Source organism: Paracoccus limosus, assembly GCF_009711185.1.
Lineage (GTDB): Bacteria > Pseudomonadota > Alphaproteobacteria > Rhodobacterales > Rhodobacteraceae > Paracoccus > Paracoccus limosus.
This window is the reverse complement of the sequence record NZ_WMIF01000013.1, coordinates 25,676-48,990: the sequence shown is the minus strand read 5'-3', so window position 1 is coordinate 48,990 and position 23,315 is coordinate 25,676. Positions and strand designations below refer to the sequence as shown.

The following is a 23,315-nucleotide window of genomic DNA, read 5'->3' as shown; positions in this document are numbered from 1 at the left end:
CCATCCTTGGAAACTGCCGCAGCAATGGCGCGGCCCCGCAACCTTGTCAACGAAGCGGGGCTTGACGCGCCCCGCCCCCGGCTGGCATAACCGGATTAAATGAACACTCGTTCAATAAAGGAGAAGCCGGATGTTCACCACCGGGATGCGCTTCGACCTTGGCGAGGATGTGAACGCGCTGCGCGACATGGTGCATCGCTGGGCGCAGGACCGGGTCAAGCCGCTGGCCGCGCGCATCGACCGCGAGAATGCCTTTCCCAATGAGCTCTGGCCCGAGATGGGCGATCTTGGCCTGCTAGGCATCACCGTTCCCGAAGCGTTCGGCGGCGCCGGCATGGGCTATCTGGCGCATGTGGTCGCGACCGAGGAAATCGCCCTCACCTCGGCCTCGGTCGGCCTGTCCTATGGCGCGCATTCCAACCTTTGCGTGAACCAGATCCGGCTGAACGGCAGCGCGGCACAACGGCGGCGCTATCTGCCCGATCTGTGCAGCGGCAAGGCCGTCGGGGCGCTGGCCATGTCCGAGACCGGGGCGGGCAGCGATGTCGTCGCGATGACGCTGCGGGCCGAGCGGCGCGGCGATATCTATGTGCTGAACGGCCGCAAATACTGGATCACCAACGCCCCCGATGCCGACACGCTGGTCGTCTATGCCAAGACCGACCCGCAGGCCGGCAGCCGCGGCATCACCGCCTTTATTATCGAGCGCGGCATGCAGGGCTTCTCGACCGGGCCGCATTTCGACAAGCTCGGCATGCGCGGCTCGAACACGGGTGAGCTGATCTTTGACGATTGCGAGGTGCCGGTGCAGAATGTGCTGGTCACCGAGGGCGCAGGCGTGCGCGTGCTGATGTCGGGCTTGGATTACGAACGCGTGGTCCTGTCGGGCATCGGCACCGGCATCATGGCCGCCTGTCTGGACGAGGTGCTGCCCTATCTGCGCGACCGTCACCAGTTCGGCCAGCCCATCGGCTCGTTCCAGCTGATGCAGGGCAAGATCGCCGACATGTATGTCGCGCTGAACACCGCCCGCGCCTATGTCTATGAGGTGGCGCGCGCCTGCGATGCCGGTCGGGTGACGCGGCAGGATGCGGCGGGCGCGGTGCTTTATGCCAGCGAACAGGCGATGGTGCAGGCGCATCAGTCCGTGCAGGCGCTGGGGGGCGCGGGCTTTCTGGCCGATTCGGTCGTCAGCCGGTTGTTCCGTGACGCCAAATTGATGGAGATCGGGGCAGGAACTTCTGAAATCCGGCGTATGCTGATCGGGCGTCAACTGATGGAGATTGCCTGATGAATCGATTTTTGATCACCCTCGCGCTGGCCGGCTCCGGGCTTGCTGCGCCTGCTTTCGCCGAAACGGCGCCGGGCTATGACGACACGCTGCTGCCTGCCTGCCTTGACCAGTCCAAGGCCAAGGGCACGGATGCCGATATCTGCATCGGCGGGGCCTCGACCAAATGCATGGAGCTGCCCGGTGGCGACAGCACTGCCGGCATGGTCAGCTGTCTCAGCACCGAGGCGGCGCAATGGGACGGGCTGATGAACGGCTGGTATGGCAAGGCGATGACACAGGCCGAGGCGGCCGATGCCGACCTGAAATCGCTGGGCTCGGCGGCGGCACCGGCGGCGCCCTTGCTCAAAACCTCGCAACGCAACTGGATCACCTTTCGCGATGCCAGCTGCGCCTTTCAGGGGGCGCGGTTTCAGGGCGGCACCGGCGGCGGCCCGGCTGCGGCGGCCTGTCTGATGGAACTGACCGGGACGCAGGCCCTGCGCCTGCGCGACCTGCTGGAGGATGACCAATGATCGCGCGCCTTGCCCTGATCGCCGCGCTGACCGCAGGGCCGGCGCTGGCGGGCGATGCCTCGGGCTTTGATCCGGCCGGCATCGACCAATGCCTTGCGGCGGCGCCGACGCAGGGCGCGCGGGCCGATTGCGCGGGCATCGGCATGGATGCCTGTCTGGCCTATGCCAAGAGGAAATATACCGGCGATGATGCCGATTTCCCGATGGCGAACTGCCTCGACGCCTCGCATCAGGCATGGGAGGCCAAGCTGGGCTCGACCTATGACGCCCTGCTGGCCACCCAAGGGAAAAAGGGCATCAAGCCGCAAGAGATGCTGCGGCAGGCCGAACGCAGCTGGATCCAGTTTCGCGAGGATCTTTGCCACCAGATGCAGGACAGCGCCGGCGAAACATCCGGCGCGCTGGCGCAGGCCCGCTGCATCCGCGACGAGACCGCGCGGCAGGTGGCGCTGCTGATGTCACTGGGACAACTTGAATGACGACGCCGGCCAAAGCCGGCGCCGCACGGCGCGCCTTGCGGGCGCGCCTTCGCCGGCAATGTGGTGGAATTGTCGGCGTCCGGCCGCGGGGGCCGGAACCGCAAGGGCTGGCTTCAGAACTTCATCACATAGCTGACGCCGACGACGACCGGGTCGACCTCGACCTTGCCGATGCGGGTGCCATTCAGCATCACGTCGCTGTCGATGTCGATCCAGCGCAGGTCGGCGCGGATGGCCGCCTTGTCGCTGATCCAGTAGTCGGTGCCGATATGCGCGGCCAGACCCCAGCTGTTCTTGACCTGCAGATCGGCGCCGTCCAGCGGCCCCTTGGCATTGCCATCCCAGAAGCCGGTAAAGTTCACACCGACGCCGACAAAGGGCTTCAGCTGCGGCGTGGCGTCAAAGTGGTATTGCAGCGACACGACCGGCGGCAGCTGCTTGACGGTGCCGATCTCGGTGCCATTCGACTTGATCGAATGCTTGAAGGGCAGGGCGGCCAGCAGCTCGATGCCGAGGTTGTCGCGGATGAAATATTCGGCGGTGACGGTCGGGCGGGTGCTGTCGCCGATGCTGACCGGGACGGTGCCGCCGGCCAGAGTGCCGTTGTCGGATTTCGGATTCACATTGGCCAGGCCCAGGCCCAGCGTCCATTCGCCCTGGGATTGGGCCAGCACCGGCGAGGCCAGCAGGGCCAGCGCGGCGGCGGTGATCAGGTGACGTTTCATCATGGTCCTCTCGTCTTTCGTTCTGGCGCGACATGGCGCTTTCCGGGCGTCCGGGACATTGATCTGCATCAAGTTTTCGTCATCGCGCCCCGCCTGCGTCAAATTGACCCAGCCCGCCCGCCCGAAAGGAGCCGCGCATGAAGCTTGCCACATCGGTGCAGCCCAGCTCCCGGACCTTTCGCGCCAACCGCGCCGCGCATCTCGCCATGCTGGACGAGATCCGCACGGCCGCGCAGGCGGCGGCGGCTGGCGGCGGGGCGGCAGCGCTGGCGCGGCATGTCGCGCGCGGCAAGATGCCGCCGCGCGAACGGGTGGCGAACCTGCTCGATCCCGGCGCGCCCTTTCTCGAAATCGGCGCCACGGCGGCACATGGCATGTATGAGGGCGCTGCCCCCTGCGCCGGCCTGATCGCCGGCATCGGCCGGGTGCAGGGGCAAGAGGTGATGGTTCTGGCCAATGACGCCACGGTCAAGGGCGGCACCTATTACCCTATGACGGTCAAGAAGCACCTGCGCGCCCAGGAAATCGCCGAGGCCTGCCAGCTGCCCTGCGTCTATCTGGTCGACTCGGGCGGCGCGAACCTGCCCAATCAGGACGAGGTCTTTCCCGACCGCGACCATTTCGGCCGCATCTTCTACAATCAGGCGCAGATGTCGGCCAAGGGCATCGCCCAGATCGCCGTGGTCATGGGCTCGTGCACGGCGGGCGGCGCCTATGTGCCGGCGATGTCGGACGTGACCATCATCGTGCGCGATCAAGGCACGATCTTTCTGGCCGGCCCGCCGCTGGTGCGCGCCGCCACCGGCGAGGTCGTCAGCGCCGAGGATCTGGGCGGCGCCGACGCGCACACCCGCCTTTCCGGCGTCGCCGACTATCTGGCCAAGGATGACGCCCATGCCCTCGCCATCGCCCGCCGCGCCATCGCCAATCTCAACCGCCAGCGGCCCGTGACAGTGGAGTGGCAATCCCCCGAACCGCCCGCACATGACCCCGACGAGATCCTTGGCCTCGTCCCCGCGGACCTGCGCACCCCCTACGACATCCGCGAGGTCATCGCCCGCACGGTGGACGGCTCGCGCTTCGACGAATTCAAGGCCCGCTTCGGCGAGACGCTGGTGACAGGCTTTGCCCATGTGCAGGGCTGCCCGGTGGGCATCATCGCCAATAATGGCGTCCTCTTTTCCGAGGCCGCGCAAAAGGGCGCGCATTTCATCGAGCTTTGCTCGGCGCGCGACATCCCCCTCGTCTTTTTGCAAAACGTCACCGGCTTCATGGTCGGGCGCAAATACGAAAACGAAGGCATCGCGCGCCACGGCGCCAAGATGGTCATGGCGGTCGCCACCACCAATGTCCCAAAGATCACCCTTCTGGTCGGTGGCAGCTTCGGCGCCGGCAATTACGGCATGGCCGGCCGCGCCTTTGGCCCGCGCTTCCTCTGGACATGGCCCAATTCCCGCATTGGCGTGATGGGCGGCGAACAGGCCGCAGGTGTGCTCGCCACCGTTCGGCGCGAGGGCATCGAACGCGGCGGCGGCACATGGTCGCCCGAGGGCGAGGCCAAATTCAAACGCCCCACCATCGAAACCTTCGCCCGCCAGTCCCATCCGCTCTATGCCTCGGCCCGGCTCTGGGACGATGGCATCATCGACCCGCGCCAGACCCGCGACATCCTCGCCCTCAGCCTGCGCGCCAGCCTGAACGCGCCGATCCAGCCGACCCGCTTCGGCCTTTTCCGCATGTAGCCGCCATGACCGCAGCGCCTCTCCGTTCTTTCGTGCCGAAATATCCCACGGGGGTCCGGGGGTGTGAAACCCCCGACGACCCGCCCGCCAGCGGAGCCCGCGCATGTTCGACAAGATCCTGATCGCCAACCGGGGCGAGATCGCCTGCCGCATTATCGACACCGCCCGCCGCCTCGGCATCCGCACGGTCGCGGTGTTCTCCGAAGCCGATCGCGAAGCCCGCCATGTGGCCCTGGCCGATGAGGCGGTGCCGATCGGCGGCCCGGCGCCCGCCGACAGCTACCTGCGCGGCGATGCCCTCATCGCTGCAGCACTGGCCACCGGCGCCCGCGCCATTCATCCCGGCTATGGCTTTCTCAGCGAAAACCCCGATTTCGTCGATGCCGTCACGGCAGCTGGGCTCGTGTTCATCGGCCCCTCGGCCAAGGCCATCCGCCAGATGGGCCTCAAGGATGCGGCCAAGGCGCTGATGGCGCAGGCGGGCGTTCCGGTGGTGCCCGGCCATCACGGCCCCAATCGGGACGGCGCGCATCTGGCAGGCCAGGCCGATGCCCTCGGCTATCCGCTGCTGATCAAACCCGTGGCGGGCGGCGGCGGCAAGGGCATGCGGCTGGTCGAAGGCGCCGCCGATTTCGCCGCAGCCCTCGACGCCGCCCGCGCCGAGGCGGACCGCGCCTTCGGCAATCCCGCCGTCCTTCTCGAAAGGTTCATTCCCCGGCCGCGCCATATCGAGGTGCAGATCTTTGGTGATGGCCAGGACGCGCTGCATCTTTTCGAACGCGACTGTTCGCTGCAACGCCGCCACCAGAAAGTGATCGAGGAAGCCCCGGCACCCGGCATGACGCCCCAGATGCGCGCCGCCATGGGCGAGGCCGCCGTGCGCGCCGCCCGCGCCATCGGCTATGCCGGTGCCGGCACCGTCGAATTCATCGCCGACGCCTCGGAGGGTCTGCGCCCGGACCGCTTCTGGTTCATGGAGATGAACACCCGCCTGCAGGTCGAACATCCTGTTACCGAGGCGATCACCGGCATCGATCTGGTCGAATGGCAGCTGCGCATCTCCAGCGGCGAGCCGCTGCCCGCGCGTCAGGACCAGATCGCAATCCGGGGTCATGCCTTCGAGGCCCGGCTTTACGCCGAGGACGTGCCGGCGGGGTTTCTGCCCGCCACCGGCCGGCTGGCGCATCTGCGCTTTCCCGACCATGCCCGCGTCGAAACCGGCGTGCGCCAGGGCGACCGGATCAGCCCGTGGTATGACCCGATGATCGCCAAGATCATCAGCCATGGCCCGACCCGCGCCACCGCCCTGCGCGCGCTTGACGCGGCGCTGGCCACGACCGAGGTGGCGGGCACGGTTACCAATCTCGACTTCCTGCTGGCGCTCAGCCGGCACGACGGCTTTGCCCGCGGCGAGGTCGACACCGGGCTAATCGCCCGCGACCTCGACCAGCTTCTGGCTGCAACCGCCGATCCCGGTGCCACGGCCCTTGCGGCGCTTGGTCTGGCCGGGCTGCACCGGCTTGATCAGGCGCAGGGCTTTGCGCTGTGGCAACCGCTATGCCACACGATCACCTGGCAGGGCGGCAGCGCCCGGCTGGAGCTGCCCGGCCCGGGCCACGCCCGCGTCACCATCGACAGCACAACGCATGAAATCATCCAGCAGGACGGGCGCTGGTGGCTGGACGGCCGGCAGGTCCCGGCCCGTGTCGTCACCCATGCCGGCGGGACCAGCTGCTTTGGCCTTGGCCCGGCGGTGACGCTGGTGCCGCTTGATCCGCTGGCGCGGGGCGGTGATCCGGGCAGGGGCGGGGGGCTGACGCTCTCGCCCATGCCGGGGCTGGTCAAGGCGGTCTTCGTCGTGCCGGGCCAAGAGGTCGCGGCGGGCGACCGGCTGGCCATCCTTGAGGCGATGAAGATGGAACACAACCTGACCGCCGCCCGCGCCGGCCGCGTGGCCGAGGTTCTGGCCGCCCCCGGCGATCAGGTCGAGGCCGGCGCCGCCCTGATCCGGCTGGAGGAGACGCCATGATCCTGCACCATGTTCCCGGCGCGCGCTCGATGCGCGTCCTGTGGCTGATCGAGGAGCTGGGCCTCGACTGCACCTTGCAGAACTGGTCGCTGACCGATGGCGGCCTGCGCAGCGCCGCGTTTCTGGCGCTGTCGCCCGCCGGCCGCATCCCGGCGCTGGAAATCGACGGGCGCGCGATCTTTGAATCCGGCGCCATCGTGCAATACCTGACCGAGCGGCAGGGCCGGCTGGCCCCGGCCCCCGGCACGCCCGAACGCGCCGATTTCCTTGAATGGCTGCATTTCGCCGAAACCCAGGCGGCGATCCTGCAAAACCTCAATATCCAGCACATCTTTCTGCGCCCGCCCGAGGCGCGCTCGCCGGCCCTGATGCGGCTTGACACGCGGCGGCTGGCGGTGACGGCCCGCGCCATGGACCAGCACCTGCACGGCCGCGAAACGCTGCTTGCGGAATTTTCGGCGGCCGATTGCATGTTCGGCTTCAACATCGAGGCACTGTTCCGCTTTCTGCCGCGCGCCGATCACCCGGCACTTGCCGCCTATTGCGATCGCATGCGCGCCCGCCCCGCCTATCTGCGCGCCGCCGCCCGCGCCGGCGGCGATGCCATCTATGCCCGCGATTTCTACGAGCTGCCCGATGGCTGAGGCCGAGATCTTTGAAATGGGCCCGCGCGACGGCTTGCAGAACGAAGCGCGCCCGATCCCCACCGCCGACAAGATCGCGCTGGTCGATCTGCTGTCGCAGGCCGGGTTTCGCCGCATCGAGGTCACCAGCTTCGTCTCGCCGAAATGGGTGCCGCAGATGGCCGATGCCGCCGAGGTCATGGCCGGTATCACCCGCGCGCCGGGCGTGTGCTATGCGGTGCTGACGCCGAACATGCAGGGCTATCTGGCTGCCCGCGCTGCCGGCGCCTCGGCCGTGGCGGTCTTTGCTTCGGCCTCCGAGGGGTTTTCCCGCGCCAATCTGAATGCCGGCATCGCCGAAAGTCTGGACCGGATGGCGCCGGTGGCGCGGGCGGCACAGGCCGACGGCATCCCGGTGCGGGGCTATGTCTCGATGGTGACGGATTGCCCCTTTGACGGGCCGGTGCCGCCTGCCGCCGTCGCCCGCGTCGCCGCCGCCCTGCGCGACATGGGTTGCCATGAGATCAGTCTGGGCGACACCATCGGGCAGGGCCGGCCCGAAACCATCGACGCCATGCTGGCGGCGGTGCTGGACGAGCTGCCGGCCGAACGGCTGGCCGGGCATTACCACGACACCGCCGGGCGCGCGCTCGACAATATCGACACCAGCCTTGCGCGCGGGCTGCGGGTCTTTGACGCCGCCGTGGGCGGGCTCGGCGGCTGTCCCTATGCCCCCGGCGCGGCGGGCAATGTCGCAACCGAACGCGTCGCGGCGCATCTGGCGGCACGCGGCTTTGCCAACGGTCTTGACCCGGCGATCATCGCCCGCGCCGCCAATCTGGCCCGCGCCATGCGAGGAACAAGATGATGCAGACCATCCGCATCCAGACCGATGCCCGCGGCGTTGCCCATCTGTGGCTGGCGCGGCCCGATCGCCACAATGCGCTGTCGGCGCAGATGATCGCCGAGCTGACCGAGGCGGCGGCGCGCCTTGGCGCCGATCCCGCCATCCGCGTCGTGGTGCTGGCGGCCGAGGGGCACAGCTTTTGCGCTGGCGGCGATCTGGCATGGATGCGCGACCAGATCCATGCCGATGCCGAAACCCGCCGCGCCGCTGCGCGGGCGCTGGCCTTGATGCTGCAGGCGCTGAACACCCTGCCCAAGCCGCTGATCGGCCGGGTGCAGGGCAATGCCTTTGGCGGCGGTGTCGGGCTGATCTCGGTCTGCGATCTGGCGATTGCGGTGCCGCAGGCGCGCCTTGGCCTGACCGAGACCCGGCTGGGGCTGATCCCCGCCACCATCGGCCCCTATGTCATCGCCCGCATGACCGAGACCATGGCCCGCCGCGTCTTCATGTCCGCGCGCCTGTTCGACGCGGCCGAGGCCATGCGGCTGAACCTGTTGGCCGGGCTGGCCGAGCCTGAGCTTCTGGACGCCGCCATCGAGGCCGAGGTCGCGCCCTATCTGGCCTGCGCCCCCGGCGCCGTCGCCCGCGCCAAGCACCTGGCCCGCCGCCTGGGCCCGCCCATCGGCCCCGCCGAGATCGAGGCCAGCATCTCGGCCCTTGTCGAAGCGTGGGAAAGCCCCGAAGCCACCGAAGGCATCGCCGCCTTTTTCGACAAGCGACGGCCGGAGTGGGATCGCGGTTGAACGGGGCAGCGGCGGTAAGAGCCCCGGCAGGCAAAGGTCACAGGACCGGCCGGTTCATATTGCCATGGATCGGCGCTTTGCTCGCATTCATGCGACCACTTCCGGGGCCTCGCCCATTCGTGGGGACCTTTCCTTGCACCAAGGCCGGGGGCCAGTCACTTGGTGGTATAACCGCCGTTGACGAGGATCGTCTGGCCGGTCATCCACCAGCCCTCGGTCACGAGGAACCGGATCCACGGCGCGATGTCCTGAATGTCGGTCAGGCCGGTCTTGCTGAACGGCGACAGCGCGGCGGCCGATTTGTGATAGGCCTGCGCGTCGGCGTTTTCCTGACCATAGAAGAATGGCGTATCCATCGGGCCGGGGCCGATGGCGGTGACTGAAATCCCCCGCTCGCCCAGCTCCTTGGATGCGGCGCGGGTGAAATGCTCGACCGGCGCCTTGGTGCCGGCATAGCTGGAATAGAACGGCGTATAGGCGCCCAGCAGCGAGGTCACCAGCGTGCAGATCGCGCCATTGTCGTTCACGACCTTGCCGGCCTCTTTCATGAAAAAGAACGCGGCCTTGGCGTTCACCGCGCTCATTTCGTCATATTCGGCCTCGGTGATCTCGGACATCGGCTTTTTCAGCACCTTGCCGACGGTGTTGATGGCGATATCGGGGCGACCCACCGCAGCGACCGCATCGGCGAACAGTTTCTCGACCGCGCCCGCAGTGGTCAGATCGGCCTGAAGGGCGACGGCCTGCGCCCCGGTGGCCTTGACCGCCGCGACCGTAGCCTCGGCATCCTTGGCGCTGGCGGCGCTGTTGTAATGGATCACGATGGCCTTGGCGCCCTGCACCGCGAAATCGCGGGCCAACAACCCGCCCAGATTCTTGGCCCCGCCGGCGATCAGCACGGTCTTCCCGGCAATGGTTCTGTTGGTCATGATCAGCTCCTCTTGTCTGAGGGCTTGTTATACGTTCGTGGATAGCGGAATAGATCCAGCCATTCTGACTTCACCTGTCGCAGAAATCGAACAATGGACCAGCTCGACCTCTACCGCATCTTCATCCGCGTCGTTGAGGCCCGCAGCTTCACCCGGGCGGCGGATACCTTGCAGATGCCGCGCTCCAGCGTCTCGACCGCAATTGCGGATCTGGAGGCGCGGTTGGGTGCACGGCTGCTCAACCGTACCACGCGCGTGGTCGTGCCCACCGACGAGGGCGAGGAATTCTATGAACGCTGCAGCGGCTATCTGGCCGAGGGCGAAGAGATGGAGACGATGTTCCGCAACGCCGGCCACGGGATCGAGGGCAGGATCCGCGTGGATCTGCCGGGGCGGATCGGCCGGCTGATCGTGGCGCCGGCCTTGCCTGACTTTCTGGCGCTCTGGCCCGGCATCAGGGTGGAACTCGGCATGACCGACCGCGCCGTGGATCTGCTGGGTGAGCGGGTGGACCTTGCCTTGCGGATCGGACCTCTGCCCGATTCCGGCCTGAAGGCGCGTCGCATCGGCGAGATCGCCCAGATCAATGTGGCGAGCCCGGCCTATCTGCTGCAGCACGGCATCCCGCTTTCGCCCGCCGATCTGGGGGCGCATTGGCAGGTCGCCTATGCCTCCCCCTCGACCGGGCGCGTGGCGGATTGGGAATGGCACGAAAGCGCGCGGACCCGGACCTGTCCAGTGCCCTGGCGGGTCAGCGCCAACAGCGCCGAGGGCTATATCGCCTGCGCTCTGGCCGGGATGGGGCTGATCCAGATCCCGGCCTATGACGTGGCGGACCATCTGGCCCGTGGCGATCTGGTTGAGGTTCTGCCTGACCACCGGGCCGAGCCAATGCCGATGCATCTGCTGTTTCCCGGCAACCCCCGCACCTTGCGCCGCCTGACCGCCTTCGCGGACTGGATGGAGGGGGTGTTGCGAAAGAATATCTCCGGCTGATGCGGCCGCCCGCAAATGGCCGGCGCCATTCGCGGCAAACAGACTGCTCATGCGGTCGCAGGTGGCCCAAGATGCCGCGCCGCGCGACATGAGCGACCTCTTTGCACGAATTGCGGCAGGCACCACACCGCACGCCTTCAGTCGGCTTTCGCCCTGTGAGGCGAACTTGGTGAGGATCGGAGATCGGATTCTGCAAAGCCGCGAACATCCGGCCGCTGCCAGAACCCGGAACCGCCCGCAAGCTCCGGGTTTGGATGGCAGGGTTGCACCCATTGCATGGCAGAGCGTCACCCGCGCGCGCTTGGCTTGGGCCGGGGGCATCTGGTATCGCGGGGCGCAAGTCCCTCCCCCTCAGCCAGCCAGAGCCCGCTCTGCAAAGGACGCCATGTCGCCCCAACCGAACCTGCGCCTCGCCATTCTGGCGCTTGCCCTTGGCTCTTTTGCCATCGGCACCTCCGAATTCGCCGCCATGGGGCTGTTGCCATGGTATGCCAGCGACCTTGGCCTGAACGAGCCGCAGGCCGGGCATGTGATCAGCGCCTATGCGCTTGGCGTGGTGGTGGGGGCGCCGGTGACCTCGATCCTTGGCGCCAAGCTGCCGCGCCGACGCTACCTTGCCGCGCTGATCGCGGTCTATGGCGTGATGAACCTGCTGGCCGCCGTGCTGCCGGGCTATGGCACGCTGGTCAGCATGCGCTTTCTGGCCGGGCTGCCGCATGGCGGCTTTCTGGGCGTGGCCATGCTGTTTGCCGCCGATGCCCTGCCGCGCGATCAGCGCGCCAAGGGCGTGACGCAGGTGCTGCTGGGCCTGACCATCGCCAATATCGCCGGCGTGCCCCTGGCCAGCGCGCTGGGGCAGGGGCTGGGCTGGCGCTGGGGCTTTGCGCTGCCGGGCGTGCTGGCACTGATCTCGGCGGTGCTGATCCTGCGGCTGGCGCCCCGCGTCGGCTCGAACCCCAATGCCCGGCCGCTGGTCGAGCTGCGCGCGCTTGGCAATCCGGCGGTGATGCTGACGCTGCTGGTGGGCGCCATCGGCTTTGGCGGGCTGTTTGCGGTCTATTCCTACCTGTCGGCGGCGATGCTGGCCACGACCACGCCGCCGGCATGGGCGGTGGCGGCGCTGCTGTCGGCCTTTGGCGTCGGCGGCACGCTGGGCAGCATTCAGGCCGCGCGGCTGTCGATCCGGCTGGGCAATTTCCGCGCCGCGCTGGTCCTGATGCTGTTCATGGCACTGACGCAGGCGCTGGCCTCGGCCGCCGTGGGCAGCTGGGTGCTGATGATCGGCTCGTCCTTCCTCTTGGGCCTGGGCTCGGGCATGGTGGTGCCGTTGCAGACCCGGCTGATGGATGTCGCGGGCGAGGCGCAAAGCATGGCCGCCGCGATGAACCACGCCGCCTTCAACGCCGCCAATGCGCTTGGCCCATGGCTTGCGGGCATGGCGCTGGGGGCGGGCTGGGGCTGGCGCAGCTCGGGGATCGTGGGCGTCGGGCTGTCCTTTGCCGGCATCGCCGCGCTGGCTCTGGCTTGGTGGCAGGCCGCCCGCAACGGCCAGCTGGATTCAGGGCATGCGATGCAAAATCGCTCGGCGCGATCCTGAGGCGAATTCGCGCCGCAGCGTCACCGCCAGCACCGCCAGCGTGGTCAGCAACAGGACCAGCGGCCCTGCCAGCCATCCCAGCGCGCCAAGCGCGAAATAGACGCAGCGTAACCCCGAGTTGAAGCTTTTCGCGGCGGTGATATTGATCTCGGCCGCCTGATGCGCGCGCGGATAGGCCAGCGGATCGTCGGGATCATTCGGCACCGCCGCGATCAGGATGGCGCAATAGCCAAACAACCGATGCGCCCAGATAAAGCGCAACAGCGCGTTGGCGACAAAGAACAGCACCACCACGATCTTGATTTCCCAGATCAGCGCCGGGACGTGCTGGATGTCGAATTGCCGCGCCACGCCCGCGATCTGGTCGGTCTTGCCGATCATCGCCAGCCCGCCGCCAATGGCGATCAGACAGGCCGAGGCAAAGAACGCCGTGCCCTCGCGCAGCGAGGCCAGGATATTGGCATCAAAGAGCCTTGGGTTGCGGGTCACGAAATGGCGCATCCATTCGCGCCGGTAGTCGCGCATCAGCACCGAAACCGAAGGCCGGCTGCGCGGCGGATGCTCGACCAGCCAGCCGGCGCCCAGCCAGCTGCCGAACAGCAGGACCAGCGCGAAAAGGTCGAAATAGGAAACGGAGGCGGGCAGGTTGACGACGGAATCCATGATGCAACAGTTCTAGCCAGCCTGCCCGACGGTTGCCAGACCCCGGTGCGGGGGCTATCCAGTAAGACGGCCCCCTTGCCCTTGGAGAAAGTACCATGGCAGCACCGCATGCAATCCACGAAGAATTCCCCAATGACGCGCAGCGCATCCACGAGCTGAAGCTCTCGGACGCGCATTTCGCCCGGCTTCTGGGGGAATATGACGCGATCAATGATCAGGTGGCGGGGGCCGAAAGCCGCCAGACGCCCATGTCCGACGAGGCCGAGGCCGCGCTGCGCAAGCAACGCGCCGCGCTCAAGGATGAAATCGCCCGCATTCTCGCCAAGGTGGCCTGATGCAGATGCCCGCACCCGATGCCGGCGTGCTGGCGCGCCGCGCGGCGATCACCGCCCGGCTGCGCGAGGCCGTGCCGGGTGCGGTCATCGACGACCCGGCCGAGACGCGCGCCTATGAATGCGACGCGCTCTCGGCCTATCGCTGCCCGCCCTTGGCGGTGGTGCTGCCGCGCACGACCGAAGAGGTCGCGGCCGTCCTGCGCATCTGCCACGCCGAACGCGTGCCCGTGGTGCCGCGCGGCGCCGGCACCAGCCTTGCCGGCGGCTCGATGCCCACCGCCGATGCGGTGGTGGTCGGGCTTGCGCGCATGAATGCCGTGCTGGAAACCAATCTCGACGACCGCTTCATCCGCGTGCAGGCAGGCCGCACCAACCTGTCGGTTTCGGGTGCGGTGGATGGGGCAGGGTTCTTTTACGCCCCCGATCCCTCCAGCCAGCTTGCCTGCGCGATCGGCGGCAATGTCGGCATGAATTCGGGCGGGGCGCATTGCCTGAAATACGGCGTCACCACCAACAACCTGCTGGGCGTCACGCTGGTCACCATGGCCGGTGAGGTGGTCGAACTGGGCGGCCCGATGGGCGAGGCGGCGGGGCTGGATCTGTTGGGCGTCGTCTGCGGCTCCGAGGGGCAACTGGGCATCGTGACCGAGGCCAGCTTGCGCATCCTGCCCAAGCCTGCGGGCGCGCGCCCGGTGCTGGTGGGCTTTGACGCCTCGGAAACCGCGGGCGCCTGTGTGGCCGCCATCATCCGCGCCGGCATCCTGCCCGTCGCCATCGAATTCATGGACCGGCCCTGCATCCGCGCGACCGAGGCGTTTGCCGGCGCGGGCTATCCCGATTGCGAGGCCCTGCTGATTATCGAGGTCGAGGGCACGCCGCCCGAGATCGACGAGCAATTGCGCCTGATCCGCGCCATCGCCGAGGGCTTCGCCCCGGTCGAGTTCCGCGAAAGCCGCTCCGAGGACGAATCGCGCCGCATCTGGCTGGGCCGGAAATCGGCTTTCGGCGCCATGGGCCAGATCAACGATTACATGTGTCTGGACGGCACGATCCCGGTGTCGGCGCTGCCGCAGGTGCTGGCCGGGATCGCGCGGCTTTCGGGCGAATACGGGCTGGACGTGGCCAATGTCTTTCACGCGGGCGACGGCAACATGCATCCGCTGATCCTCTACAATGCCAACAAGCCCGGCGATCTGGAGCGCTGCGAGGCGCTGGGGGCCGAGATCCTGCGCCTGTGCGTCGCGGCCGGCGGCTGCCTGACCGGCGAGCATGGCGTGGGCGTGGAAAAGCGCGAGCTGATGCTGGCGCAATTCACGCCGACCGATCTTGATGCGCAGATGCGGGTCAAGGATGTGTTCGATCCGCAATGGCTGCTCAACGCGGCCAAGGTGTTCCCGCTGGCCGTCTCGGCCCCGCGCCGCGAGGGGATGCGCAATGCAGCCTGAAACCGAGGCCGAGCTGGCGGACATGATCCGCGCCGCCCGCGAACCCCTGTCGCCCCTCGGCGGCGGCAGCCGGTTGCACCCGGGCGAGGGGCAGGGGCTGCGGCTGGATCTCTCGGCCCTGACCGGGGTGGTGCTTTACGAACCCGCCGCGCTGACGCTGGTGGTGCGCGCGGGCACGCCCTTGGCCGAAATCCAGACGCTGCTGGCGGCCGAGGGGCAGATGCTGGCCTTTGAACCCGACGCCCGTCCCGGTTCGACCATCGGCGGGGTGGCTTCGGCCAATGCCAGCGGCGCGCGCCGGGTGCAGGCCGGGGCCTGCCGCGACGCCATGCTGGGCCTGCGCTTTGTCACCGGACAGGGTGAGGTGATCGCCAATGGCGGTCGGGTAATGAAGAACGTGACCGGCTATGATCTGGTCAAGCTGCTGGCCGGCGCGCGCGGCAGGCTGGGCGTGCTGACCGAGGTGGCGCTGAAGACCGCGCCGCGCCCGCAGACCCGCGCGGTGCTGGCGCTGCCGGGGCTGGGTGCGGCGCAGGCGATCCCGGCGCTGACGGCTGCGCTGACCGGGCCCTATGACGTTTCCGGCGCGGCCTGGCTGCCGGGGCAGGGCGCACTGATCCGGGTCGAGGGGTTGGCGGGTTCCGTCGCCATCCGCCGCGCTGCGCTGACCCAGCGGCTGGCGGGCTTTGGCCCAGTCGATGAGGTCGCGGACTGGCCGCAAACCGTGCCGCAGCCGGGTCCGGTGCCGGATGCGCGCGGCGATCTGTGGCGCATCATCTGCCGCCCCTCCGAGGCGCCGGCCCTGCTGGCCGCCCTGCCGCCGCCCGAGGCGCTGGATTGGGGCGGCGCGCTGATCTGGCTACGCCTGCCGCCGGGCGAGGCTCCGGCCCTGCCGGTCTGGTCCGGCCATGCCACCCGCGTCAGCGGCGCCCAACCGCTCAGCCTTCCCGCGCCCGACCCGATCGTGGCGCGGATCAATGCCAGCCTGCGCGAACGGTTCGATCCGCGCGCCATCCTAGCCAGCGACGGACCATGCAGACAAATTTCACAGATGAGCAGCTGAAAGACCCGCTGGTCGCGCGCTCGAACAAGATCCTGCGCGCCTGCGTGCATTGCGGCTTTTGCACCGCCACCTGCCCGACCTATCAGGTGCTGGGCGATGAACTCGACAGCCCGCGCGGGCGGATCTACCTGATCAAGGACATGCTGGAAAGCGGCCGCGACGCCGATGAAAAGACGGTCAAGCATCTGGACCGCTGCCTGTCCTGCCTGTCGTGCATGACCACCTGCCCCTCGGGCGTGGACTATATGCATCTGATCGACCACGCCCGCATCCATGTCGAAAAGACCTATCGCCGGCCTTGGCGCGACCGGGCGCTGCGCTGGATGCTGGCGCAGATCCTGCCGCATCACCGGCGGTTCCGGCTGGCCCTGCATGCGGCGCGGCTGGCACGGCCCTTTGCCCGGTTGCTGCCCGACCCCCGGTTGCGCGCCATGCTTGACATGGCGCCGCAGCACATCCCGCCCGCCAGCCCCTCGGACCGCGGACATATCTTTGCCCCCCATGGGCACAGACGCGCGCGGGTGGCCCTGATGCCCGGCTGCGCGCAACGGGCGCTGAACACTGACATCAACGACGCCACCATCCGCCTCTTGCGCCGCGCCGGCTGCGAGGTGGTGATCCCGCAAGGCTTTGGCTGCTGCGGCGCGCTGACCCATCACATGGGGCGCGAGGAACAGGCCCTGCATTCCGCCCGCGCCACCATCCGCCAGTTTCAGGACATCGACGCCCGGACGCCGCTGGACGCGATCATCGTCAATACCTCGGGCTGCGGCACCACGCTCAAGGATTATGGCAAGATCTTTGCCGGCGACCCGATGCAGCCGCAGGCCGAACGGATCGCCCGCCTTGCCCGCGACGTGACCGTATTTCTGGAAACCCATGGCCTGCCCACCGGGCGAGAGCCGGGCGCGCTGCGCGACGAAGCCCCGCATTTCCCCGACCTCGGCCACGCGGCCGCGCCCCCAACCTCCGGCCTGCGCCCCGCGCGCGAAGGCGGACAGGGCCTGCGCGTCGCCTATCATTCGGCCTGCTCGCTGCAACACGGCCAACAGATCCGCTCGGCGCCCAAGACCCTGCTGATACAGGCCGGTTTCCACATCGTGGAACCAGAGAACCCGCATCTTTGCTGCGGCTCGGCCGGCACCTACAACCTGCTGCAACCAGAACTCTCGGGCGAACTCCGCAGACGCAAGGTCGCCACGCTGGAGGCCACCACGCCCGAAGTCATCGCCGCCGGCAATATCGGCTGTATGATGCAGATCGGCGCGGGCACCGGCCTGCCGGTGGTCCATACTGTGGAACTGCTCGACTGGGCGACCGGAGGCCCGAAACCCCGCGCACTCACGGCCTGAGCACCTTCACCATTTTCCAAATACCCATGCCAAGCCCGCCAGCAGCGCGCCGGCCGGGGCCTTGAAAAGCCCCGCATCACATCCCAGCTAATCCCTGTCGGACGGCCCAAGGGCGCCGACGGACCTGCCCGCCCCAATGGGGGGCAAGCCTTTGTATCGCTTGGATGAAGGATGCGAAAATGCGCAATTTTGACCTTACCCCGCTTTATCGTGCCTCGGTCGGTTTCGATCGCATGGCCGATGTGATGGACCGTGCCCTCTCGGCCGACATCGCCAGCTACCCGCCCTATAATATCGAAAAGACCGGCGAGAATGCCTATCGCATCGCCATCGCCGTTGCAGGCTTTGGCGCCGATGACCTGACCGTCGAGGTCAAGGATGGCGCCGTCATCGTCTCGGGCCGCAAACCCGGCGAGGATGAGGGCCGCACCTTCCTGCATCGTGGCATCGCCACCCGTGCCTTTGAACGCCGCTTTACTCTGGCCGATCACGTTCGGGTCGAGGGGGCGAGCCATGTCGACGGGATGCTGAACATCGAACTGGTGCGTGAGATCCCCGAGGCGCTGAAGCCGCGCCGGATCGAGATCGCGAAGCCGATGAAAGCCGTCGAGAAACTGGACGCCTGAGAGCATTGGCCGCGGGGGCGCTGCCCCCGCACCCCCGGGATATTTTCCCACGAAAGAAATGAGATATGACTTGGGGCGTGGCTTGGGGCCGCGCCCTTTGGCGTTTCAGAACTTGCGCCGGGCGCGCAGGGCAGCGGTGATGGTGCCGTCGTCAAGATAATCAAGCTCGCCGCCGATCGGCACGCCTTGCGCGAGGCCGGTGACGGTGACGCCGGTCTCGGCCAGCGCCTCGGCGATGTAATGCGCGGTGGTCTGGCCCTCGACCGTGGCGGAAAGCGCGAGGATCACCTCGCGGATGTTTTCCTCGGCAATGCGTTCGACCAGCTGCGGGATGCGCAGATCCTCGGGGCCGATCTCGTCCAGCGCCGAGAGATTGCCATCCAGCACATGATAGCGCCCTCCAAAGGCGCGACCGCGTTCCATGGCCCAGAGGTCGGCGACATCGGTCACGACGCAGATCTCTCCGCTGGCGCGGGCGGGGTTTTCACAGATCGGGCATATGTCGGACTGGCTGACATTGCCGCAGACCAGACATTCGCGGGCGTTTTCGGCGACGCTGGCCATCAGCGCCGCCAGTTGCGCCATCTGGCCCGCGCGCTTGCGGATCAGTTGCAGCACGATCCGGCGTGCCGAACGCGGGCCGAGCCCCGGCAGGCGGGCCATGGCGGCGATCAGCGTCTCGATCTCATCGCCGCCAGCGGCCATGTCAGAACGGCATCTTCATGTCGGCGGGCAGGCCCAGTTCGCTGGTCAGACGCGCCATTTCTTCGGCGGCCTTGTCTTGCGCACGGCGCTGCGCGTCCTTGATCGCGGCGAGGATCAGGTCCTCGACCACTTCCTTGTCCTCGGCCTTGAAGATCGAAGGGGCGATGTCGAGCCCGGTCAGCTCGCCCTTGGCGCTGGCGGTGGCCTTGACCAGACCACCGCCGGATTCGCCGGTGACCGACAGGCGGCTCAGCCCGTCCTGCATTTCGGTCATCTTGCTTTGCATGTTCTGCGCGGCTTCCATCATCTTGGACAGATCCATATCGCCAAGTCCCTTGAACATTGCCTACTCCTCGTCCTCGAAAGGGTCCCATTCCTCGACCTCGGCCACCGGGCCTTCGGTCAGCTCATGCGGGGATGTATCCTCGCCCGCGGGTTTTTCAACCGCGACCGGCTGCGGTGCCGGGCGGATGCGGGTGATCCTGGCCTGCGGGAAGGCGGCAAAGATTGCCTGCACGGCCGGGTTTTCCATGGCGCGAGCGCGGGCTTCAAGCTCGCGCGCGGCGCGCTGTTCGCTGATCGTCGGCTGTCCCGGTTCCGAGACCACGACCACGGCCCAGCGTTGCCCGCCGGTCCAGCCGCGCAGCCGTTCGGCCAGACGCTGGGCAAAGTCGCGCGGAGCATTGTCGGTCGGGTTGAAGTCGATCCGGCCCGGCGCGTAGCGCACCAGCCGCAGGTGGTCTTCGACGTCCAGCAGCAGCTTCATGTCGCGCATGCGCCGGATCAGTTCGATGACGCTTTCGAAATCGGGAAAGCCCGCTAAGGCATCGGGTGACACGGCCACGGCTGCGGCGCTGCCATCGGGGCGGGCGGCGATGGGCGCGAGGGGGGCGATTGCGCGCGGCGCCTCGTTGCGGTGGGCGGGGGGCGCGGCGCTGCGGTTGAATTCGCCCGCCGCCGCGCTGGCCTGGACCTTGCGGATCAGCGCCTCGGGGTCGGGAAGGTCGGCGACATGGGTCAGGCGGATGATCGCCATTTCCGCCGCCATCATCGCGTTCGGCGCGGCGCCGACCTCTTCCAGAGCTTTCAGCAGCATCTGCCACAGCCGGGTCAGGGCGCGCATCGGGATCTTTTCGGCGATCTGGGCGCCACGGGCGCGCTCGTCCGGTCCGATGGTCGGGTCCTCGATCGCCTCGGGCGTGATCTTCACGATCGACACCCAATGCGTGATCTCGGCCAGATCGCGCAGCACGGCCATCGGATCGGCGCCATCGGCATATTGCGCCTGCAATTCGGCCAAAGCCTCGGCGGCGGCGCCGCGCAGGATCATGTCGAAGAGGTCGAGCACCCGGCCCCGGTCGGCCAGACCCAGCATGGCGCGGACCTGCGGCGCGGTGGTTTCGCCCGCACCATGGCTGATCGCCTGATCCAGCAGACTGGTTGCATCGCGCGCACTGCCTTCGGCGGCGCGGGTGATCAGGGCTAGCGCGTCCTCGGTGATCTGGGCACCTTCGCGGGTGGCGATTTTCTGCAGCAGGGCGATCATCACCTCGGGCTCGATCCGGCGCAGGTCGAAGCGCTGGCAGCGCGAAAGCACCGTGACCGGCACCTTGCGGATTTCCGTGGTGGCAAAGATGAATTTCACATGCGGCGGCGGCTCTTCCAGCGTCTTTAGCAGCGCGTTGAATGCGCTTGTCGACAGCATGTGGACTTCGTCGATGATATAGATCTTGTAGCGCGCCGAGGCGGCTCGGTAGTGGACGGATTCGATGATCTCGCGGATGTCGCCGACGCCAGTGCGCGAGGCGGCGTCCATCTCCATCACGTCGACATGACGGCCTTCGCTGATTGCGACGCAATGTTCGCAGACCCCGCAAGGCTCGGTCGTCGGGCCGCCGGTGCCGTCCGGGCCGATGCAGTTCAGGCCCTTGGCGATGATACGGGCGGTGGTGGTTTTGCCGGTGCCGCGTATCCCCGTCATGATGAAGGCCTGCGCGATGCGGTCGGCGGCAAAGGCGTTCTTCAGCGTGCGCACCATCGCATCCTGACCGACCAGATCGGCGAATGTCTCGGGGCGGTATTTCCGCGCCAATACCTGATAGTGCTGTTCTTCGCTCATCCACCGGCCTTTCGTGACCGGCAGAGATTAGCCGGGCCGCGCGGGAGCGGCAACCGGATCACGGCTGCCAGTCGAAGACCAGCTCCTCGCGGAAGGCAAAGCGGGCGATATGGCTGTCAACGATGCCGCGCATATGGGCGGTCACATCGTCTGGGGCGTCCAGTGCGATCTGCAGCGTCGCAGGAGTCGCGGTCAGGGTGACCACGCGATCCTCTGGCATGGCGATGCGGCCTTGGGTGGCGTCGAAGCTGACCTCGAACTTGTGCGCCCAATGCTTGCAGAGCTGCTGCAGATAACGGCTGCCGTGTTCGGTGGGCACAGAGCAGGTGGAATGGGTGATGTTTTTTGTCATGAACCGGATGTAGGCGCGCGGCACCGCCTGCGCAAGCATCGTCGCGCGCGGGCAGGGGGTGCGGCACGGGCCCCGCAATCCCGTTGACCCGGCCAGCGCCGCGCCCTATCTGGCGGACATGGCACGCGCACCCCTTTTGCAACTCACCGATATCTCTTTGACCTTTGGCGGCAACCCCGTCTTTGACGGGCTGAGCATGACCGTCCAGCAGGGCGACCGGCTGGCGCTGGTCGGCCGCAACGGCTCGGGCAAGTCCACGCTGATGAAGGTCATGGCCGGGCTGGTCGAACCCGACAGCGGCGAGGTTATCACCCCGGCTGGCACCAAGGTCGGCTATATGGAGCAGGATCCCGACCTGTCGGCCTATGCCACTTTGGGCGATTTCGCCCGCGCCGGTCTGGACGATGCCGAGGGCTACCGCGTCGAGATGGCGGCCGAGGGGCTGAAATTCGATCCCGACCGCGCCGTCGCCACCGCCTCGGGCGGGGAGCGCCGCCGCGCGGCCTTGGCGCGGCTGTTGGCCGAGGCGCCCGAGCTGATGCTGCTGGACGAACCGACGAACCATCTGGATATCGAGGCCATCGGCTGGCTGGAAGAGCAGCTTTCGACCACGCGCGCCGGTTTCGTGCTGATCAGCCACGACCGTGCCTTTCTGCGCGCACTGACCCGCGCCACGCTGTGGATCGACCGGGGCGAGGTGCGCCGGCAGGATCGCGGGTTTGAACATTTCGAGGATTGGCGCGAGACGCTGTGGGCCGCCGAGGATGAGGCCCGTCACAAGCTGGACCGCAAGATCAAGGCCGAGGCGCGTTGGGCGGTCGAGGGGATTTCGGCGCGGCGCAAGCGCAATCAGGGCCGCGTGCGCGCGCTGGCCGCACTGCGCGAGGAACGCGCCGGTCAGATCCGCCGGCAGGGCACGGCGGCGATGGAGCTGGATGCCGGCCAGCAATCGGGCAAGCGGGTGATCGACGCCAAGGGCATCTCGAAGACCTTTGGCGAGCGCACCATCCTGCGGCCCTTCGACCTGCGCGTCTTGCGCGGCGACCGCGTGGCCTTTGTCGGCCCGAATGGCGCGGGCAAGACCACGCTGATCAAGATGCTGACCGGCGAGCTGCCCCCCGACAGCGGCGAGATCAAGCTGGGCACCAACCTTGAAATCGCGATCTTCGATCAGGCGCGCTCGGCCATCGACGAAACCGTCAGCCTGTGGGATGCGCTGGCGGGCGATCCCGAGATGCGCGTCTCGGGCCGGGCCGATCAGGTGATGGTGCGCGGCAATCCGCGCCATGTCGTCGCCTATCTGAAAGATTTCCTGTTCGATGAGGCGCAGGCGCGTGCGCCGGTGGGCAGCCTTTCGGGCGGGGAAAAGGCGCGGCTTTTGCTGGCGCGGATCATGGCGAGGCCGTCGAATCTGTTGGTGCTGGACGAACCGACCAACGATCTGGACGTGGAAACGCTGGACCTGCTGCAGGATCTGTTGGGCGAATATGACGGCACCGTGCTGCTGGTCAGCCACGACCGCGATTTCATCGACCGCGTCGCCACCACCACCGTGGCGATGGAGGGCGACGGCCGCGCCACCATCTATCCCGGCGGCTGGTCGGATTACCGCGCGCAGCGCCCGCAGGACCTGCCCGAACCCGTCGAGGTGCCGTCCCGCGCCCCGGCGCAGCCGCGCCCGGATGCGGCCCCGGCTGCTACGGCCCGCTCGGGTCTAAGCTTTACCGAGAAAAAGCGGCTCGAATCATTGCCGGGCATCATGGAGCGGCTGGAGGCCGAGATCGGCAAGCTGACCGAATTTCTGGCCCAGCCCGACCTGTTCCAGACCGCGCCGGCGAAATTTGCCAAGGCAAGCGAGGGCTTGTCGGAACGTCAGACGGCGCTGGCCGCCGCCGAAGAGGAATGGCTGGATCTGGCGGACCGCGATCAGGGCTAGGGGCTGAACTGCGGCGTTTTGGCCCTTGACCCCGGCGCGCGGCGCAAGTCACGATCAGTTCATTCCCTGCGAGCGTGGTTCATTTGCAACGGGCTTGGAAATCCCCTTGAACTTGAGCAGATTGCCCAGCGGCCACGGCCTCT

General features: G+C 67.7%; 23 protein-coding genes. 16 read left to right on the top strand and 7 right to left on the bottom strand.

The annotated features are described in order from the left end of the window. Positions 1 to 130 precede the first annotated feature (130 nt). Genes GL279_RS10715 through GL279_RS10705 form a run of 3 tightly spaced genes read left to right on the top strand, consistent with a single transcriptional unit; the run spans position 131 to position 2,285 of the window. Positions 131 to 1,291, top strand: a complete 1,161-nt coding sequence (locus GL279_RS10715) for an acyl-CoA dehydrogenase family protein (protein ID WP_155064628.1) — start codon at positions 131 to 133, stop codon at positions 1,289 to 1,291. After that, on the top strand, positions 1,291 to 1,806 hold the full coding sequence (locus tag GL279_RS10710; protein ID WP_155064627.1) for a lysozyme inhibitor LprI family protein: 516 nt from the start codon (positions 1,291 to 1,293) through the stop codon (positions 1,804 to 1,806). Before GL279_RS10715 ends, GL279_RS10710 begins: the two co-directional genes overlap by 1 nt. Next, a complete protein-coding gene (locus GL279_RS10705) occupies positions 1,803 to 2,285 on the top strand; it encodes a lysozyme inhibitor LprI family protein (protein ID WP_155064626.1) in 483 nt (160 codons plus the stop codon). The genes GL279_RS10710 and GL279_RS10705 overlap by 4 nt, the downstream gene beginning before the upstream one ends. 113 nt (positions 2,286 to 2,398) lie before the next feature. Here GL279_RS10705 and GL279_RS10700 read toward each other — a convergent pair whose 3' ends face one another. Then, a complete protein-coding gene (locus tag GL279_RS10700) occupies positions 2,399 to 3,010 on the bottom strand; it encodes an OmpW/AlkL family protein (RefSeq protein ID WP_155064682.1) in 612 nt (203 codons plus the stop codon). A gap of 137 nt (positions 3,011 to 3,147) precedes the next feature. Between GL279_RS10700 and GL279_RS10695 the strand changes: the two genes are divergently transcribed. From GL279_RS10695 to GL279_RS10675, 5 genes are all read left to right on the top strand, one after another. Next, entirely contained in the window at positions 3,148 to 4,752 is a 1,605-nt protein-coding gene (locus GL279_RS10695; RefSeq protein WP_155064625.1) for a carboxyl transferase domain-containing protein, read from the top strand. A 103-nt stretch (positions 4,753 to 4,855) separates the two neighbouring features. Next, entirely contained in the window at positions 4,856 to 6,781 is a 1,926-nt protein-coding gene (locus GL279_RS10690; protein ID WP_155064624.1) for an ATP-binding protein, read from the top strand. After that, positions 6,778 to 7,425, top strand: a complete 648-nt coding sequence (locus tag GL279_RS10685) for a glutathione S-transferase family protein (RefSeq protein WP_155064623.1) — start codon at positions 6,778 to 6,780, stop codon at positions 7,423 to 7,425. Before GL279_RS10690 ends, GL279_RS10685 begins: the two co-directional genes overlap by 4 nt. Further along, on the top strand, positions 7,418 to 8,272 hold the full coding sequence (locus tag GL279_RS10680) for a hydroxymethylglutaryl-CoA lyase (protein ID WP_155064622.1): 855 nt from the start codon (positions 7,418 to 7,420) through the stop codon (positions 8,270 to 8,272). The genes GL279_RS10685 and GL279_RS10680 overlap by 8 nt, the downstream gene beginning before the upstream one ends. Beyond that, a complete protein-coding gene (locus GL279_RS10675) occupies positions 8,269 to 9,054 on the top strand; it encodes a crotonase/enoyl-CoA hydratase family protein (protein WP_155064621.1) in 786 nt (261 codons plus the stop codon). The genes GL279_RS10680 and GL279_RS10675 overlap by 4 nt, the downstream gene beginning before the upstream one ends. A gap of 155 nt (positions 9,055 to 9,209) precedes the next feature. On the opposite strand, the gene GL279_RS10670 is transcribed toward GL279_RS10675, so the two are convergent. After that, positions 9,210 to 9,983, bottom strand: a complete 774-nt coding sequence (locus GL279_RS10670; RefSeq protein ID WP_155064620.1) for an SDR family oxidoreductase — start codon at positions 9,981 to 9,983, stop codon at positions 9,210 to 9,212. Positions 9,984 to 10,076: 93 nt separating this feature from the next. Here GL279_RS10670 and GL279_RS10665 point away from each other — a divergent pair, with 93 nt between their 5' ends. Both GL279_RS10665 and GL279_RS10660 read left to right on the top strand, forming a co-directional pair. Continuing rightward, positions 10,077 to 10,979 carry a LysR family transcriptional regulator gene (locus GL279_RS10665; RefSeq protein WP_155064619.1) on the top strand — a complete coding sequence of 301 codons (903 nt, stop codon included), beginning with the start codon at positions 10,077 to 10,079 and terminating at the stop codon, positions 10,977 to 10,979. Positions 10,980 to 11,364: 385 nt separating this feature from the next. Beyond that, positions 11,365 to 12,576 carry an MFS transporter gene (locus GL279_RS10660; RefSeq protein WP_155064618.1) on the top strand — a complete coding sequence of 404 codons (1,212 nt, stop codon included), beginning with the start codon at positions 11,365 to 11,367 and terminating at the stop codon, positions 12,574 to 12,576. Here the strand turns inward: GL279_RS10660 and GL279_RS10655 are convergent. After that, complete coding sequence (locus GL279_RS10655) at positions 12,538 to 13,239, bottom strand: DUF599 domain-containing protein (protein ID WP_155064617.1); 702 nt, start codon at positions 13,237 to 13,239, stop codon at positions 12,538 to 12,540. The two genes, GL279_RS10660 and GL279_RS10655, sit on opposite strands and share 39 nt — an antisense overlap. 95 nt (positions 13,240 to 13,334) lie before the next feature. Between GL279_RS10655 and GL279_RS10650 the strand changes: the two genes are divergently transcribed. From GL279_RS10650 to GL279_RS10630, 5 genes are all read left to right on the top strand, one after another. Beyond that, on the top strand, positions 13,335 to 13,574 hold the full coding sequence (locus tag GL279_RS10650; RefSeq protein ID WP_155064616.1) for an HP1242/YdcH family protein: 240 nt from the start codon (positions 13,335 to 13,337) through the stop codon (positions 13,572 to 13,574). Continuing rightward, positions 13,574 to 15,019 (top strand): FAD-linked oxidase C-terminal domain-containing protein, encoded by a 1,446-nt coding sequence (locus GL279_RS10645; RefSeq protein ID WP_155064615.1) that lies wholly within the window; start codon positions 13,574 to 13,576, stop codon positions 15,017 to 15,019. The genes GL279_RS10650 and GL279_RS10645 overlap by 1 nt, the downstream gene beginning before the upstream one ends. After that, positions 15,009 to 16,082, top strand: a complete 1,074-nt coding sequence (locus GL279_RS10640) for an FAD-binding protein (protein WP_155064614.1) — start codon at positions 15,009 to 15,011, stop codon at positions 16,080 to 16,082. Before GL279_RS10645 ends, GL279_RS10640 begins: the two co-directional genes overlap by 11 nt. Next, positions 16,052 to 17,434: a heterodisulfide reductase-related iron-sulfur binding cluster gene (locus GL279_RS10635; RefSeq protein WP_155064613.1), complete on the top strand. Its 1,383-nt coding sequence runs from the start codon at positions 16,052 to 16,054 to the stop codon at positions 17,432 to 17,434. The genes GL279_RS10640 and GL279_RS10635 overlap by 31 nt, the downstream gene beginning before the upstream one ends. Positions 17,435 to 17,613: 179 nt before the next feature. Next, positions 17,614 to 18,060 carry an Hsp20 family protein gene (locus GL279_RS10630; protein WP_155064612.1) on the top strand — a complete coding sequence of 149 codons (447 nt, stop codon included), beginning with the start codon at positions 17,614 to 17,616 and terminating at the stop codon, positions 18,058 to 18,060. Positions 18,061 to 18,165: 105 nt separating this feature from the next. Here the strand turns inward: GL279_RS10630 and recR are convergent, their stop codons facing one another. Genes recR through GL279_RS10610 form a run of 4 tightly spaced genes read right to left on the bottom strand, consistent with a single transcriptional unit; the run spans position 18,166 to position 21,236 of the window. Continuing rightward, entirely contained in the window at positions 18,166 to 18,765 is a 600-nt protein-coding gene (gene recR, locus GL279_RS10625; protein ID WP_155064611.1) for a recombination mediator RecR, read from the bottom strand. Position 18,766: 1 nt separating this feature from the next. After that, positions 18,767 to 19,108: a YbaB/EbfC family nucleoid-associated protein gene (locus GL279_RS10620; RefSeq protein WP_155064610.1), complete on the bottom strand. Its 342-nt coding sequence runs from the start codon at positions 19,106 to 19,108 to the stop codon at positions 18,767 to 18,769. Positions 19,109 to 19,111: 3 nt separating this feature from the next. After that, positions 19,112 to 20,884 (bottom strand): DNA polymerase III subunit gamma/tau, encoded by a 1,773-nt coding sequence (locus GL279_RS10615; RefSeq protein ID WP_155064609.1) that lies wholly within the window; start codon positions 20,882 to 20,884, stop codon positions 19,112 to 19,114. A gap of 58 nt (positions 20,885 to 20,942) precedes the next feature. Continuing rightward, positions 20,943 to 21,236 carry a DUF2218 domain-containing protein gene (locus GL279_RS10610; RefSeq protein WP_155064608.1) on the bottom strand — a complete coding sequence of 98 codons (294 nt, stop codon included), beginning with the start codon at positions 21,234 to 21,236 and terminating at the stop codon, positions 20,943 to 20,945. Between the two features lie 118 nt (positions 21,237 to 21,354). Between GL279_RS10610 and GL279_RS10605 the strand changes: the two genes are divergently transcribed. After that, positions 21,355 to 23,172 carry an ABC-F family ATP-binding cassette domain-containing protein gene (locus GL279_RS10605; protein WP_155064607.1) on the top strand — a complete coding sequence of 606 codons (1,818 nt, stop codon included), beginning with the start codon at positions 21,355 to 21,357 and terminating at the stop codon, positions 23,170 to 23,172. Positions 23,173 to 23,315 lie beyond the last annotated feature (143 nt).

What these genes read in the sequence shown, in the direction of transcription:
- GL279_RS10685 (WP_155064623.1), top strand. Translation starts at nt 6,778, where the DNA reads ATGATCCTGCACCATGTTCCCGGCGCGCGCTCGATGCGCGTCCTGTGG.
- GL279_RS10610 (WP_155064608.1), bottom strand. Translation starts at nt 21,236, where the DNA reads ATGACAAAAAACATCACCCATTCCACCTGCTCTGTGCCCACCGAACAC.
- GL279_RS10620 (WP_155064610.1), bottom strand. Translation starts at nt 19,108, where the DNA reads ATGTTCAAGGGACTTGGCGATATGGATCTGTCCAAGATGATGGAAGCC.
- GL279_RS10635 (WP_155064613.1), top strand. Translation starts at nt 16,052, where the DNA reads ATGCAGACAAATTTCACAGATGAGCAGCTGAAAGACCCGCTGGTCGCG.
- GL279_RS10715 (WP_155064628.1), top strand. Translation starts at nt 131, where the DNA reads ATGTTCACCACCGGGATGCGCTTCGACCTTGGCGAGGATGTGAACGCG.
- GL279_RS10675 (WP_155064621.1), top strand. Translation starts at nt 8,269, where the DNA reads ATGATGCAGACCATCCGCATCCAGACCGATGCCCGCGGCGTTGCCCAT.
- GL279_RS10695 (WP_155064625.1), top strand. Translation starts at nt 3,148, where the DNA reads ATGAAGCTTGCCACATCGGTGCAGCCCAGCTCCCGGACCTTTCGCGCC.
- GL279_RS10710 (WP_155064627.1), top strand. Translation starts at nt 1,291, where the DNA reads ATGAATCGATTTTTGATCACCCTCGCGCTGGCCGGCTCCGGGCTTGCT.
- GL279_RS10660 (WP_155064618.1), top strand. Translation starts at nt 11,365, where the DNA reads ATGTCGCCCCAACCGAACCTGCGCCTCGCCATTCTGGCGCTTGCCCTT.
- GL279_RS10665 (WP_155064619.1), top strand. Translation starts at nt 10,077, where the DNA reads ATGGACCAGCTCGACCTCTACCGCATCTTCATCCGCGTCGTTGAGGCC.
- GL279_RS10690 (WP_155064624.1), top strand. Translation starts at nt 4,856, where the DNA reads ATGTTCGACAAGATCCTGATCGCCAACCGGGGCGAGATCGCCTGCCGC.
- GL279_RS10680 (WP_155064622.1), top strand. Translation starts at nt 7,418, where the DNA reads ATGGCTGAGGCCGAGATCTTTGAAATGGGCCCGCGCGACGGCTTGCAG.
- GL279_RS10630 (WP_155064612.1), top strand. Translation starts at nt 17,614, where the DNA reads ATGCGCAATTTTGACCTTACCCCGCTTTATCGTGCCTCGGTCGGTTTC.
- GL279_RS10605 (WP_155064607.1), top strand. Translation starts at nt 21,355, where the DNA reads ATGGCACGCGCACCCCTTTTGCAACTCACCGATATCTCTTTGACCTTT.
- GL279_RS10650 (WP_155064616.1), top strand. Translation starts at nt 13,335, where the DNA reads ATGGCAGCACCGCATGCAATCCACGAAGAATTCCCCAATGACGCGCAG.
- GL279_RS10615 (WP_155064609.1), bottom strand. Translation starts at nt 20,884, where the DNA reads ATGAGCGAAGAACAGCACTATCAGGTATTGGCGCGGAAATACCGCCCC.
- GL279_RS10640 (WP_155064614.1), top strand. Translation starts at nt 15,009, where the DNA reads ATGCAGCCTGAAACCGAGGCCGAGCTGGCGGACATGATCCGCGCCGCC.
- GL279_RS10670 (WP_155064620.1), bottom strand. Translation starts at nt 9,983, where the DNA reads ATGACCAACAGAACCATTGCCGGGAAGACCGTGCTGATCGCCGGCGGG.
- GL279_RS10645 (WP_155064615.1), top strand. Translation starts at nt 13,574, where the DNA reads ATGCAGATGCCCGCACCCGATGCCGGCGTGCTGGCGCGCCGCGCGGCG.
- GL279_RS10655 (WP_155064617.1), bottom strand. Translation starts at nt 13,239, where the DNA reads ATGGATTCCGTCGTCAACCTGCCCGCCTCCGTTTCCTATTTCGACCTT.
- GL279_RS10700 (WP_155064682.1), bottom strand. Translation starts at nt 3,010, where the DNA reads ATGAAACGTCACCTGATCACCGCCGCCGCGCTGGCCCTGCTGGCCTCG.
- GL279_RS10705 (WP_155064626.1), top strand. Translation starts at nt 1,803, where the DNA reads ATGATCGCGCGCCTTGCCCTGATCGCCGCGCTGACCGCAGGGCCGGCG.
- recR (WP_155064611.1), bottom strand. Translation starts at nt 18,765, where the DNA reads ATGGCCGCTGGCGGCGATGAGATCGAGACGCTGATCGCCGCCATGGCC.